Raw genomic sequence first — 11,999 nt, 5'->3', positions numbered from 1 at the left:
GCCCAACCTGGCCCAGCCATGTCAACGCCACCGCTGAAGCCGCTCGCGACCCGCGAGCGCCTGTCCGAAGTCCGCTACGAGATCCGGGGCGAGCTGGCACGACGAGCGCGTGAGTTGGAAGCCCAGGGCCGCACGCTGATCAAGTTGAACATCGGCAACCCCGGCAACTTTGGTTTCCGCGCACCGGAACACCTGCAGCGCGCCATTGCCGACGACATGGGCCGCACCGATCCCTACACCCACCAGCAGGGCCTGCCGGTGGCACGCGAAGCGATTGCCGCCGCGTACGCACGCCGTGGCGCGCCAGACGCGCACCCGGACCGGGTGTTCATCGGCAATGGCGTCAGCGAGCTGATCGATCTTTCGCTGCGTGCCCTGCTGAACCCGGGCGATGAAGTGCTGGTGCCCTCGCCTGACTACCCGCTGTGGTCGGCCGCCACCATCCTCAACGACGGTCGCCCGGTGTATTACCGCTGCGCCCCGGAGAACGGCTTCCAGCCCGACCCGAGCGAGATCGAAACGCTGGTGTCGTCGCGCACCCGCGCGATCGTCCTGATCAACCCCAACAATCCCAGCGGCGCGAGCTATCCGCGCGAACTGCTGGAGCGCATCGTGGAGATCGCGCGCCGGCACAACCTGCTGCTGATGGTCGACGAGATCTACGACCAGATCCTCTACGACGGCGCGCAGTTCCAGCCGGTCGCCCCGCTGGCCGGCGAGCACCCGTGCATCACCTTCAGCGGCCTGAGCAAGGTGCACCGCGCCTGCGGCTGGCGCGTGGGCTGGGCAATGCTGTCCGGCGCGGCCGAGCAGTTGGGCGAGTTCCGCGCGGCAATGGACCTGCTGAGCGCGCTGCGCCTGTGTGCGAACGTGCCTGGCCAGTACGCCATCGAGGCCGCCGTGAACGGACCGGGCACCATTTCCGAACTGTGTGCGCCGGGTGGTCGCCTGTATGAGACCCGCCGCGCGGTGATTGAAGCCTGCAACGCCAGCGAGCATCTTTCGCTGGTGGCTCCGGCGGGCGCGCTGTATGCATTCCCTGCGGTGGTGGGTGCGGCGGCAAAGTCGTTCGACGACCACGATTTTGCGCTGGAACTGATGAACGAAGAAGGCGTACTGGTGGTGCCGGGCTCGAGCTTCAACGTGCCCTATCGCCATCACTTCCGCGTGACCCTGCTGCCGGAAGCAGGCGTGATGCGCGACGTCTTCGCCCGCATCGACCGTGCCCTGGCACGCCGTGCCGAAGCCAACACCAAGGTGGTGCCGCTCAAGCCCCGCAGTGTGGCCTGAGCGATGGCGCTGCGTTACCTGGCGCTGGGCGATTCCTACACCATCGGTGAGGGCGTGGCGGTTGAAGACCGTTGGCCGATGCAGCTGGCCCGCGCCCTGCGCGCGGCCGGCGTGGATATCGCAGACCCGCAGATCATCGCCACTACCGGCTGGACCACCGACGAGCTTTACGCCGGCATTGATGCGGCGGCACCGCAGGGACCCTTTGACCTGGTCACCCTGCTGATTGGCGTGAACAACCAGTACCGTGGCCGCTCCGTGGACGAGTACCGCACCCAGTTCGCGGCGCTGCTGCAACGCGCCCTGGGCTTTGCTGGGCAGCGTGCGCGCCGGGTGCTGGTGCTGGCCATTCCGGATTGGGGCGTGACCCCGTTTGCCGCGGGCTCCGGCCGCGACGTGGCGCAGATCGCACACGAGCTGGACGCCTACAACGCGGCCGCCGCTGCGGTGTGCACCCAGCACGGCATTGCCTTCATCGACACCGCCCCGGTCAGCCGCGCCCGCGGTGGCGAGGTGGCCATGCTGGCCGAAGACGGCCTCCACCCTTCCGCCGCGCTGTACACGCAGTGGTATCAGCAGGCGTATCCGGTCGCGTACCGGCACTTGAACGACGAGGTACTCCCCTGAGCACGGACGCCCTACCACTGGCCAGGGAGCAGGCCCGCCGCATCGCTGACGCCTTCATGCCGGCGCAGCGCTTCGGCAACCGCCGCGACTATTACTACACCCGCGGCAAGCTGGGCAGCGACCCGCTGTTCCCCGGCGTGCTGGCCGCCCTGCGCGGCGACACCCAGCCGCTGCTCGACATCGGCTGCGGCCTGGGCCTGCTGGCGCATGTCCTTCGGCAGAACGGCCAGACCATGCCGTATCTCGGCGTGGACGTGGATGCGGACAAGATCGCCCGCGCGGTACGCGCCGACCGTCGCGCCGGCTTGGCCGATACCGGCTTTGACGTCGTGGACGCCAGTGCAGTATTGCCGGCGCACCAGGGCAGCGTCGCCCTGCTGGACGTGCTGCAGTATCTTCCCGCCGAAGCGCAGCCGAAGCTGCTGGCCGACGCCGCCGCGCGCGTGGCACCGGGCGGGCGGCTGGTGATCCGCACCGTGCTGGCCGACAACAGTGGTCGCGACCGTACTACCCGCATCACCGACATGCTGGCGCATCTGGTGGGCTGGATGGGCACCCGCCCCCGCCATTACCCGGACGCCGCCAGTGTGCGTGCGCCGCTGGAAGCGGCCGGGCTGCAGTTGCAGATGACGCCGCTGTACGGCAACACCCCGTTCAACAACTGGCTGTTCACCGCCACGCGCGGTTGAGCATGCAGGCCGGTCCGCGTCATTCGGCATTGGGCATCACCGCACTGGTGGTGAGCCTGTGCGCGCTGGTGGTGTTCGCGGTCACCGCGCAGGTGGCGCATCGCCCTGCCTATGAAGACATGCAGGAAGTGCCGCTGGCCTTGCTGGTGCTGCTGTTCGTTGGGCTGGGCCTGAGCGTGCTGGCGCTGCTGCTGGGCATCGGCAGCGCGTTGCAGCACCAGCGCCGCCGGGTGACCGGGGTGCTGGCGCTGGGGCTTTCGCTCACGCTGCTGTGGGCGCAGGCCTCACTGGGGAGCTGGGCGCATCAGCAATGGGAGCGGGCGCATCCGGCAGTTCCGCCCGCAGCCCTTTCGCCTGCAGCTCCTGCAGCACCGCCTCGATAATCGCCAGGTTATGGCCGTGCGCGGCCCCTTCGTGCAGCAGCACGATGGCTCCGGCCTGCAGATCGGGGCGAAGGCGTTCCAGCACTGACTGCGGCGTGCAGTTGACGCCGTCGAAGCCCCGCGCGCTCCAGCCGACCCGGGTCAACCCCAGGCGCTTGAGCGCGGGCGCGACGAACGGGTTGGTCATGCCCACCACCGAGCGGTACCAGCGCGGTGGCGCGCCGGCGACCTGGGCCAGGGCCTGCTGGCAGGCCGAGATTTCCCTGCCCATGGTGGCCGGCCCCAGCCGCCAGAAGCGCGTTTGCGGGTGGCTGTGGCTGTGGTTGCCCAGATCATGCCCGCGCGCCAGCACCTGTGCGACCAGGTCCGGCCGGGCCAGGGCGCGTTCGCCGACCATGAAGAAGGTGGCCTTGGCCTGGTAGCGATCGAGCAGGTCGAGCACGGCCGGGGTTTCGTCCGAGGGGCCGTCGTCGATGGTCAGCCAGACGTGCGGGGCCGCGCCGGACAAGCGGCTGAGCACGGGCGCGTAGAAACGGCTGTTGGGCAGGAACACCGGCACCATGAACAGGGCGTGCGAAGCCACCATCAGGGGCAGGCCCAGCAGCCAGCTGGCCTTCCACCAGGCCAGGGCCACCAGCAGCTGCGAGGCCACCAGCCAGGGCAGCCAGCGCCACGGGCGGCGGGGAATGCGATTCAACGTTTCCGGATCGGTCATGCCCCATGATGCCATGCCGCGTAGAATGACGAGTTCGAATATCCCGGACCTACCGTCATGTCCCTTGATCCCGCCCTGCGCTCGCGCATCGAATCCATCCTCAACGCCAACCGCGTCGTGCTGTTCATGAAGGGCCAGCCGACCATGCCCCAGTGCGGGTTCTCGGCCAAGGCCGTGGGCGCGCTGCAGGACCTGGGCGTGGAGTTCGCCCACGTCAACGTGCTGGCCGACCCGGAAATCCGCGAAGGCATCAAGGTCTACGGGGAATGGCCGACCATCCCGCAGCTGTACATCGAAGGCGAGCTGGTAGGCGGCAGTGACATCATCCTGCAGATGGCCGGCAGCGGCGAACTGAGCAGCGTGCTGGGCCTGGCCGCGCCGGACCGCACCCCGCCGCGCATCACGGTGACCCCGGCCGCAGTGGAAATGCTGCGCGGGGCGCTGGCGGACGCGCCGGGGGCCTCGCTGCAGCTGAGCATCGATGCCGGCTTCCAGCCGAACTTCCAGCTGGTGCCACACGATGACAACGCGATTGCGGCCGAGTCCAACGGCCTGCGCGTGCAGTTTGACGTCTCCAGCGCGCGCCGCGCTGAAGGCATCACCATCGACTGGGTGGACGACATCCGCGGCAAGGGCCTGGCGATCGACAATCCGAACGCCCCCAAGCCGGTGCAGGAGATGAGCGTGCGTGACGCAGATGACCGCCTGCGCGCGGGCACGATCACGGTGGTGGACGTGCGTCCGGCCGACGAACGCGCGATCGCCTCGATCAATGCGGCGTTCGAGACCTTCGACGGTGACAACCGCGCCCGCCTGGAGGCACTGCCGAAGGACACCGCGCTGGCCTTCCTGTGCCACCGTGGCGGGCGCAGCGCGCAGGCTGCCGAGCAGTTCCGCGCAAAGGGCTTCACCAACGTGCACAACATCACCGGCGGCATTGACGCCTGGTCGGAAGACGTGGACAACGCGGTGCCGAAGTATTGATCGACGCTGCGTGACACGCAGGGCGTGTCACCTACGAAAAACGCCGGCAATTGCCGGCGTTTTTTTTTGGGCCCGCGTAGTGACACGCCATGCGTGTCATAGGGCATTACCCCGAGAACCCACCCTCGGCCAGATAGTCCAGCTCCTCCGGGGTCGGCATGCGTCCCAGCACCGCGTTGCGGTGGGGGAAGCGGCCGAAGCGGCGGATGATGTCGCGGTGCAGCTCGGCGTACTGCAGGTACTCCTTGTCGCCCAGCGCATCGAACATCGCCACCGAACGTTCCTGGTCCTGCGGATCTTCGGAATGTTCGAACGGCAGGTAGATGAAGGCGCGCAGCTTCGGAACCAGTTCCAGGTCCAGGCCCTCTTCCACCGCACGCATGGCGTAATGCCGCGCCAACCCATCGGTGGCGTACGAATGGGCGGTATCGCGGAAGCAGTTGCGCGGGAACTGGTCGAGCAGGATCATCAGCGCCAGCGCGCCCTCCGCGCTGACCAGCCAATGCTCGCGTGCGCGCTTGGCCGCCGCGAAATGCTCTTCCAGGAACAGTTCGCGGAAACGTGCATCGAACGCGTCATCGCGCGTGAACCACTGCTGTGGTCCCGCGTTCGTCCAGAATTCGACCACCTTCGTCGCCATGTCCATTCCATACCCCTGCAGGCCGGCCGTCTCGGTGACGCCTGCCCTGGCTGTCCGCATCATTCGTCGAAGCGCAGGTGGCGGACCGACTTGCCGTTGCGCCGGATAAGCTTAAGCGCCTCGATGCCGATCTGGATATGGTTTTCCACGAACTGCGAGCTGACCTTGGCGTCGGAGGCTTCGGTTTTGACCCCGTCCGGGATCATCGGCTGGTCCGACACCAGCAGCAACGCCCCGATCGGGATGTGGTTGGCAAAGCCAGCCGCGAACAGCGTGGCGGTTTCCATGTCGATGGCCATGCAGCGCATCTGGCGCAGCTTTTCCTTGAATGCCTCGTCATGTTCCCAGACCCGGCGGTTGGTGGTGTACACCGTTCCGGTCCAGTAATCGTGCCCCAGATCGCGGATCGTGGTCGACACCGCACGCTGCAGCGCGAAGGCCGGCAGCGCCGGCACTTCCGGTGGCAGGTAGTCACCCGAGGTACCCTCGCCACGGATCGCCGCGATCGGCAGGATCAGGTCGCCCAGCTGGTTCTTGCGCTTCAACCCGCCGCACTTGCCCAGGAACAGCACCGCCTTGGGCATCACCGCTGACAGCAGGTCCATCACGATGGCGGCGTTGGGGCTGCCCATGCCGAAATTGATCAGGGTGATGCCATCACTGGTGACACTGGCCATCGGCCGGTCCACCCCTTGGATGGGCGCACCGGTGAGCTGCGAAAAGGTGTGCAGATAGCCGCCGAAGTTGGTCAGCAGCACATGTTCGCCGAACTGGTCCAGGGCCACGCCGGTGTAACGCGGGAGCCAGTTCTGCACGATTTCCTGTTTGTTCTTCATGCCCGTTCTTCTTGTTTTTATTTCCGTGCGGCAATTCTCCGGCTGATGGAAGAAATGGCAAGAAAAAAGGCGGCCGTGGCCGCCTTTTCTCCCCTACCGGTCGGGCCGGATCAGAACTGCAGCGACCAGCGCGCGTTGACGCTGTGGTCGCGACCTTCGCTGCCGAACTGGCCGTTGTAGCCCAGTTCCAGCTGCTGGCGCGGGCTCAGCCAGGCCGACAGGCCCAGCTCGGCCACGACCGCGTTGTCGGCAATGGCCGCACCGGTCACCCGGAAGGCGTCGCTGCCGGCCAGGGCCAGATCGGCCACCTGGTCACGGTCACCGAACGCCTTGCGGTAGCCAACGCCACCCACGACGTGCAGCCAGGCATCCTGCTGCCAGGCAGCCTTCAGGCCCCGATCAAAACGCACACCGGCGGTGGCCAGGGTGGTGCGGGTGTCCGCGGCCTGACCGCTCAGCGCGGCCGCGCCGCCCCGCTCGGTGATGCCGTCCACGTCCACTTCCACGCGGGCCACCTGCAGGTACGGCTCCAGCCCGCCCTGCACGCCGCCGAAGCGGTAGCCACCTTCGATGAAGGCCTGGCGGGTGGTGGCGTCGTAGCTGGCCGACAGCGTGTCCTGGTAGCCGGCGAAAGCAAGGCTGCGCTGGCTGTCCACGTCGTGACGGGAGTAACCCAGGCCGGCCTTCAGGCCGAAACCGCCCCACTGGTGGCCGACATAGGCACCAAAGTGGGTGTTGTCGATTTCAGACTTGGCACGGCGGCCCTGGCCCTGCTTGAGGTCAGTACGGCCAGTGCCCAGCAGTGCGCCGACCTGCCAGCCACCGAACCGATGGTCGGCACCGACCAGCAGGCCACTGCTGTTGCCTTCGCTGCGTGCCGCGTTGGCATCACCATCCAGGCGGGTGCTGCCGCCGATCGCCTGCACCCAGGCACCGGTTGCGCCGCCCTCGGCTTCGCCCGGTGCACGCTGTCCCAGCGAACGACCCAGCGCGGCATCACGCACGTAACGGCTGCTTTCGACCAGCAGCATCGGCGTGGCGGCGTGCAGTTCGCCGCTCAGGGCGTCCAGCGCAGGACCGACCTGCTCGGGGAACAGCTGGGTGAGCGGCTGCGGCAGGCCCTGGCTGATCGCCAGGCCGTCGATCTGCGTGGCCACGGCCAGCTGGTTGGCGGTGGAGGCCGCCGAAGCCAGCGCGCTGCCGCGGGTGACGTCGATACGCATGCGCTGCGCATCGTAGGTCAGGCTGAACTGCAGGAACGGGGAGAAGGCGGAGAAGTCGGTGGTGGCGAACTGACCATTCACGCCGCCCTCGGCCACCAGGAAGTTGAACTGCTCGCCCAGGTAGTACACACCGTCTTCCGGCAGCGCGACCAGGGTGCCGTCCAGACTGGCGCTGCCGGTCACGTACAGCTGGTCGCTGCGGCTGCCCGGAGCGAGTTCGGCCTGGTAAACGCCGGTGGCGGTCTGCACATAGTCGCCATCAATGGTCAGGGTGCCGATGGAGTTGCCGGGGGCAATCGTGCCTTCCACGCGGGTGTCGCCTAACCGGCCAATGCCCTTCAATGTGCCCTTGACGCCCACCACGGTGCTGCCACCGGTCTGCACGCCGTTGAACGACACCACGCCGCCGCTGATCGCCAGGTCGGTGTTGTCGAGCACGCCACTGGCGCTGACCACGCTGTTGCCGGCGCTGCTGTTGAACGCCATGTTGCGCAGGGTGCCATTGAGCAGGAACTGCCCGCCGGCGACATCCAGCGAACCGGTCAGGCTGTTGACGCCGTCCAGCTCGAGCACGCCTTCGCGCACGGTGGCCCCGTTGAAGCTGTTGTCGCCGCTCAGGCGCAGCCAGCCGATACCGGACTTGGTCAGATGGCCGGGGCCACCGATGTTGTTGGTCCAGTCGTCCCAGGCATCGCCCTCCCACACCTTCAGGCCACCGGCCTTCTGGTTCATCACCACGTCGGTGTCCACGCGCAGCTGGCCGTAGCCTTCGATGGCCGTCGCCAGGTTCAGCAGACCCCAGCCGTACACATCGTCCACGCCTTCGGCACCGAGGTCGGTGGCGGTGGTCAGCAGCACGTCACGCACCTGCGCGCTGGTCAGATAGGGGAAGCGCTCGAACAGCAGCCCCAACGCGCCGGTGACGTGCGGGGTCGCCATCGACGTGCCGGTCATGTTGTCGTAGGCGTAGGTCGGCATGCGGCTGGTGACATCGAACACGATGTCGTCGTTGACGACGTCCAGGGTGCCATTGAGGGCGGAGTCCGCGCCGTACACGGTGGAGCGGATGTCCGTACCCGGTGCGGCGATGCACCAGTTGGCGGTCGGACCGCAACGCATGGAACTGTCTGCCAGCACATCGTTCTGGTCGACGTTGACCACGCTCAGCCAGTAGGGCTCGATGTCCTCGTAGGCACGCGGCAGCGAGGCGTGCACACCGGCAATCGGTGCCGATTCCGGCGAAGTGTTGGCCGGGAAGGTGTTACCTGCCGCCCACACCTGGATCAGACCGGCGGCACGCGAGCCGTCCGCAATGATGGAGAAGTAGTCGGCCAGACCAGCATCGGTGAAGTACAGGTCCTGCTGCTCGGTCGTGGTCGGCTCGTTGGAGAAGCCCCAGCTGTGGTTGACCGCGCGCACCTGCTGCGCGTTCAACTGGTCGTACAGATCGGCGAACACCGCGTCGGACGGGCCTACGCCGCCCAGCGCGTACTGGCCCAGCCCATCGATCGGATCACGCTCGATGATGCTCGCGCTGTTGAAGAACAGCCGCGCGACCGACAGGTTGGCCCCGTAGGCCACGCCATGGGTGCCGGTGCCGTCGCGGTTGGCCGCGATCGTGCCGGCGACATGGGTACCGTGGGTGTTGTACGTCAGGCCCTCGTAGTACCCCCGGCTGTTAACAAAATCGGTGTCGACCTGATCCAGATTGAGCAGCAGCGCATCCACGGCCACATCATCGCCATCGCTGCTGAAGCAGGCATCGGCCCCGGACAGGATCGACACGTTGGTACAGGCGCTGCCATCGGCCAGGCGATCGGCCAGGTGGATGCTGCGGTGGTCCTTGCCTGCGAACTCGCTGTGGTCCAGGCCGGTGCCGCTGTCGAACACGCCCAGGCGGATGCCCTGGCCGCTCAGACCGCGCGCATAGGCGGCATCGGCATTGATCCTGCCAAGGCCCCAATCGGCGCTGAACTCAGCGCTGCGCCAGCTGCTGGCGTCGCCGGGCGTGCCGTTGACGGGACCATTGTCGACCGGCGGCGCGACGCTGGGCTGGTAGCGGACTGCCGGCGAGGCGGCGGCACCGCGCTCGACGAAGGCGGCGCGCTGCAGCATGCGCTGCTGCTGGTAGCCCGCCAGGGTATCGGCCTGGGAGGCCGCCAGCGCGGGCATCGCAAGCGCAGCGAACAGGGTGCCGGTGATGGCCGAGGCAAGCAGGCTGGGAGAGGGACGACGGAGGGTGCTGCGGAACTTCGGAGAGGGGCTCATCAAAAACAACTTCCTTGAAGGTAGAACGGACCGGGTACCGAACAGATGTCGGTGACCTCGGCGCGGAATGCATGCCAATCCGAGGCATGCGACTGCGCGTGGCGCAGCACCCGGCAGACATTGCCAGGCAATGTCCGCAATTGCGGACCGCATCACAGTAACGGCAGTTGCCGAAAACCAACATAGGGAATTCCCCCACACGCGCGCCACATGGCACTTGGCAATGCCCCTGCCAAGCAGCTAGCGTCGGTCATTGCACTGATGCACGTCGGGGACTACATGCGAACGCACTTGAGCGCCGGGCTGGGCCTGGCACTGTTGACACTGGCCGCGCCCGCGGCAAATTCCGCTTCGCGGTTCACCGAGGATCCCTACCCCAGCACCTACGCGCCGATCGCCTCGGCTCCGGTGCTGCTGCGCAACGCCACGGTGTTGACCGGCACCGGTGCCCGGCTGGAACAGACCGACGTGCTGCTGCGCGACGGCCGCATTGCGGCCGTGGGCAGCGCGCTGCCGGCTCCGGCCGACGCGGTGCAGGTGGAGGCCCGTGGCAAGTGGATCACGCCCGGCATCATCGACGTGCATTCGCATCTGGGCGTGTACCCCAGCCCCGGCGTCGGCGCGCACAGCGACGGCAACGAGATGACCGCGCCGGTCACCGCCAACGTCTGGGCTGAACATTCGGTGTGGCCGCAGGATCCGGGCTTTGCCGCCGCACTGGCGGGCGGCGTCACCTCGATGCAGGTACTGCCGGGCTCGGCGAACCTCGTCGGCGGCCGCGGCGTCACCCTGAAGAACGTGCCCGCCACCACCTACCAGGCGATGAAGTTCCCCGGCGCGCCGTGGGGCCTGAAGATGGCCTGTGGCGAGAACCCCAAGCGGGTGTATGGCGGCGGCAAGGGCGTGGCCCCGGGCACCCGCATGGGCAACGTGGCCGGCTACCGCGCGGCCTTCATCGATGCCAGCGAGTACCTGGCCAAGAACAGCCCGAAGAAGGTCAAGAAGAAGCGCTGGTTCAGCGGCGATGAAAAGGGCGACAGCGCCGGCGACGCCGGCGGCAAGCGCGACCTGAAGCTGGACACCCTGGCCGGCGCGATCAACGGCGACATCCGCGTGCACATCCACTGCTACCGCGCCGATGAGATGGCGACGATGCTGGACCTGTCCAAGGAATTCGGCTTCAAGATCGCGGCCTTCCACCATGGCGTGGAAGCCTACAAGCTCGCCGACCGCCTCGCGGCCGAAGGCGTGTGCGGCGCGCTGTGGGCCGACTGGTGGGGCTTCAAGATGGAAGCCTTCGACGGCATCCAGGAGAACATCGCGCTGGTAGACCGCCCCGCCAACAGCTGCGCCATCGTGCACTCCGATTCGCCGGAGGGCATCCAGCGCCTCAACCAGGAAGCCGCCAAAGTGATGGCCAACGCGCGCCGCGCCGGCATGCAGATCGCGCCGGAGCGCGCGATCATGTGGCTGACCTACAACGCCGCCCGCTCGCTGGGGGTGGAGCAGCAGACCGGCAGCCTGGAGGTCGGCAAGATGGGCGACGTGGTGGTCTGGAACGGCAGCCCCTTCAGTTCCTACGCGCAGGCCGAGAAGGTCTATATCGACGGCCATCAGGTGTTCGACCGCGTGGATGCGCGCCGGCAGCCGCTGTCGGACTTCATGCTCGGCCAGGAGGCACGCCCATGAGCCGCCTTGCCCTGACTGCAGCCCTGGCCGCCCTGCTGGCCAGCGCGCCGGCCTTCGCCCAGGACGTGCTGATCCGCAATGCCACCGTACATACCGCCACCTCGCGCGGCAGCCTGGAACACACCGACGTGCTGGTGCAGGGCGGCGTGATCCGCGCCGTCGGTGCGAGCCTGACCGCGCCGGCCGGTGCCAGCGTGGTGGAGGCCGCGGGCAAACCGCTGACCCCTGCTCTGTTTGGCGGCATCACCGACATCGGCATCGACGAGGTGTCGGGGGAATCCTCGACCGTGCACAGCACGCTGAAGCTGGAAGACCAGCCGCTGCGCCCGGAATTCGACGTCACCCTGGCCTACAACCCGGCCTCGGTGCTGATTCCGGTGGCACGTCTGGACGGCATCGGCTTCACCGCGCTGGGAGCCAACACCGGCGGCTCGTTCATCGCCGGCCAGGGCGGTGTGATGCGCCTGGACGGCAGCGCTGATCCGATCGGCCCGCTTGCGCTTTACATCCGCCTGGGCGCGTCCGGTGCGGAACTGACCGGCAGCTCGCGCGCCGCGCAGTGGATGCTGCTCGAACAGATGGTCAGTGAAGCCCGCGGCCGGGTGCCGGCCGATTCGCCGCACGCCCTGCTGACGCCAGCGGGCCGTGCCACGCT

At 67.7% G+C, this 11,999-nt stretch carries 9 protein-coding genes and 1 pseudogene; 6 read left to right on the top strand and 4 right to left on the bottom strand.

The window, feature by feature from the left end; all coding sequences use genetic code 11:
* Positions 1-18 precede the first annotated feature (18 nt).
* The 3 genes from EGJ34_RS06115 to EGJ34_RS06105 are packed head-to-tail and all read left to right on the top strand — an operon-like array spanning position 19 to position 2,606.
* Positions 19-1,290 carry a pyridoxal phosphate-dependent aminotransferase gene (locus EGJ34_RS06115; RefSeq protein ID WP_125359614.1) on the top strand — a complete coding sequence of 424 codons (1,272 nt, stop codon included), beginning with the start codon at positions 19-21 and terminating at the stop codon, positions 1,288-1,290.
* Between the two features lie 3 nt (positions 1,291-1,293).
* The gene (locus EGJ34_RS06110) at positions 1,294-1,917 is read left to right on the top strand and encodes an SGNH/GDSL hydrolase family protein (protein WP_125359613.1); all 624 of its coding nucleotides are present in this window, start codon (positions 1,294-1,296) and stop codon (positions 1,915-1,917) included.
* 17 nt (positions 1,918-1,934) lie between these two features.
* Positions 1,935-2,606: a methyltransferase domain-containing protein gene (locus EGJ34_RS06105; RefSeq protein ID WP_185750078.1), complete on the top strand. Its 672-nt coding sequence runs from the start codon at positions 1,935-1,937 to the stop codon at positions 2,604-2,606.
* Between the two features lie 261 nt (positions 2,607-2,867).
* On the opposite strand, the gene EGJ34_RS06100 is transcribed toward EGJ34_RS06105, so the two are convergent.
* Positions 2,868-3,704, bottom strand: coding sequence for a polysaccharide deacetylase family protein (locus EGJ34_RS06100; protein ID WP_125359611.1), 837 nt, complete (start codon positions 3,702-3,704; stop codon positions 2,868-2,870).
* A gap of 57 nt (positions 3,705-3,761) precedes the next feature.
* Between EGJ34_RS06100 and grxD the strand changes: the two genes are divergently transcribed.
* A complete protein-coding gene (gene grxD, locus EGJ34_RS06095) occupies positions 3,762-4,688 on the top strand; it encodes a Grx4 family monothiol glutaredoxin (protein ID WP_125359610.1) in 927 nt (308 codons plus the stop codon).
* Positions 4,689-4,794: 106 nt separating this feature from the next.
* Here the strand turns inward: grxD and EGJ34_RS06090 are convergent, their stop codons facing one another.
* From EGJ34_RS06090 to EGJ34_RS06080, 3 genes are all read right to left on the bottom strand, one after another.
* On the bottom strand, positions 4,795-5,334 hold the full coding sequence (locus tag EGJ34_RS06090; RefSeq protein ID WP_125359609.1) for a DUF924 family protein: 540 nt from the start codon (positions 5,332-5,334) through the stop codon (positions 4,795-4,797).
* Between the two features lie 53 nt (positions 5,335-5,387).
* The gene (locus EGJ34_RS06085) at positions 5,388-6,164 is read right to left on the bottom strand and encodes an AMP nucleosidase (RefSeq protein ID WP_125359608.1); all 777 of its coding nucleotides are present in this window, start codon (positions 6,162-6,164) and stop codon (positions 5,388-5,390) included.
* Between the two features lie 110 nt (positions 6,165-6,274).
* Complete coding sequence (locus tag EGJ34_RS06080) at positions 6,275-9,655, bottom strand: autotransporter domain-containing protein (RefSeq protein WP_125359607.1); 3,381 nt, start codon at positions 9,653-9,655, stop codon at positions 6,275-6,277.
* 279 nt (positions 9,656-9,934) lie between these two features.
* Between EGJ34_RS06080 and EGJ34_RS06075 the strand changes: the two genes are divergently transcribed.
* Positions 9,935-11,344 carry an amidohydrolase gene (locus tag EGJ34_RS06075; protein ID WP_125359606.1) on the top strand — a complete coding sequence of 470 codons (1,410 nt, stop codon included), beginning with the start codon at positions 9,935-9,937 and terminating at the stop codon, positions 11,342-11,344.
* Positions 11,341-11,999: pseudogene (locus EGJ34_RS06070) on the top strand (amidohydrolase); the annotation flags it as partial. The gene EGJ34_RS06075 and the pseudogene EGJ34_RS06070, both read left to right, overlap by 4 nt.

Origin of the sequence: Stenotrophomonas sp. 278 (genome assembly GCF_003935715.1) — a bacterium.
Taxonomy (GTDB): Bacteria; Pseudomonadota; Gammaproteobacteria; order Xanthomonadales; family Xanthomonadaceae; genus Stenotrophomonas; species Stenotrophomonas maltophilia_AH.
This window is presented reverse-complemented; position numbering and strand designations above follow the sequence as displayed.